Source organism: Alteromonas sp. CNT1-28 (assembly GCF_022348345.1).
Classification (GTDB): Bacteria; Pseudomonadota; Gammaproteobacteria; order Enterobacterales; family Alteromonadaceae; genus Alteromonas; species Alteromonas macleodii.
Window position 1 is genome coordinate 1 of sequence record NZ_JAKREZ010000083.1, and the last position, 1,614, is coordinate 1,614.

The 1,614-nt window shown below is 40.6% G+C and carries 1 protein-coding gene; it reads left to right on the forward strand.

Annotated elements, in window-relative coordinates; translation table 11 throughout:
* Positions 1 to 295 precede the first annotated feature (295 nt).
* On the forward strand, positions 296 to 1,531 hold the full coding sequence (locus MHN02_RS21365; RefSeq protein ID WP_239247955.1) for a methyl-accepting chemotaxis protein: 1,236 nt from the start codon (positions 296 to 298) through the stop codon (positions 1,529 to 1,531).
* The last annotated feature ends 83 nt before the right edge of the window (positions 1,532 to 1,614 follow it).

A 1,614-nucleotide genomic window follows, 5' to 3' on the forward strand; every position in this document is an offset into this window, starting at 1 on the left:
GGAAAACTGCACTCAAATGGTACAGCTCCATAGTCGACGGGGCCTGGACCGCAGGCACATGGAATTAAATTCGTGGGGATCCCTCAGACTCTGACCCCATTACTAATGGGGTAGAGTCAATCTACTCACTTCATTAATCTGACAACTCGTACCTTGAAGCGTTTATTTCATTTGCTAATGAATACAATGCTCACTTAATAAAGTACTCTGACCCCATAACTAATACTATCCGCTTATGGATAATTGGTTTAAAACGCTTTACATTTTTGAGGTGTTAATAAAATGTTAAGTTCGCATGATGAAGTATTTAGTTTTAGCTGTTATTGCCGGTCTCGTTAATGTAGTGATGTCTTTTGTTACTTCACATCTACTAATCTCTACAGTTGCTACGTTTCTTACTATCCTTTTCGCGGCCTTTATTATTGAGAAGGTATTTCAAAACCAAAATATAGCCGCTAGTAAAATTGTTCTAACTGACGATTATAAGAACAATGCACACAGCAATGATGCAACGAAAGTTAGTCATGCCGCGAGCAACATTGCAATTGGTGGTGCTTCTATCTCTTTCTTTTTAGAACAGTTATCAAAAGCATTTAATGAGCAAGTCGCGAACATCGGCGAGATGAGCGGTAGACTCCAACAGTTAGAACTTTCCTCAACTCAGTTAGATGATCTTGCCAAGGATGCTGCATCTTCTATGAATGAATCTGACGAGAAAACGCAGTTCGGAAGTACGTCGTTAAAAGAAGTATTAAGCCAACAACAGCAGCTGGTTAAAAACATAAATGCGTCATCTGAAGCGCTTACTACATTAAAAAGTAAGGCCGAGGGAATAAGTACAATAACAAACACCATTAACCAATTGGCCGATCAAACAAATATGCTAGCGCTTAATGCGGCTATTGAAGCTGCAAGAGCGGGAGATCAAGGACGTGGTTTCGCCGTCGTTGCTGATGAAGTACGAGAGCTTGCCAAGAAAACAACCGATGCCACCTCAGGAATTGAAAGTTTGCTGCAGGATATGAATACAAGTAGCCAGGCCGCAGTGGCTACAATGGAAACGGTGCTAAACTCTAGTGATAACATGAATGTGAAATTAAAGGAGAGCGAAGAAGCTATCTCACACTCCAGTATGCTCTCTACAAAAGCTCGGGAATCGATGGGCGCTATGCAAGCAATGGTAGAAAATAATGCAGAACATAGCGCAGGTATAAGTACCAATATACTTCAGTTGCACACGACGACAGAAAAATTAGAGCGCGACCTCACTGATGTTTCTACTCAGGCGCTATCACTGAGTAGTCAAGCTGAAGATATTTTCAGGCTGCTGGAAAGCTTCGACGTAAATGATCGAAACAGCGAAGTTAGAGACATTGCAGTAAATGCAGCTAAAACTGTTGGAAAGCGTTTCGAGCAAGCGATTTCAGAAGGGAAAATATCAGAAGCAAAGCTGTTTAATTTTGACTATTCACCTATACCGAACACTAATCCTATAAAGCACACGACACCTTTTGATAGAGACTGTAACTAATTTTGTGTAACTGCCTATCTCAATTTACTCTATAGAGAGTTAAGGATAGGCAGATGAACATGAATAAGAAAGAGCTTGAAGCT

What these genes read in the sequence shown, in the direction of transcription:
- MHN02_RS21365 (WP_239247955.1), top strand. Translation starts at nt 296, where the DNA reads ATGATGAAGTATTTAGTTTTAGCTGTTATTGCCGGTCTCGTTAATGTA.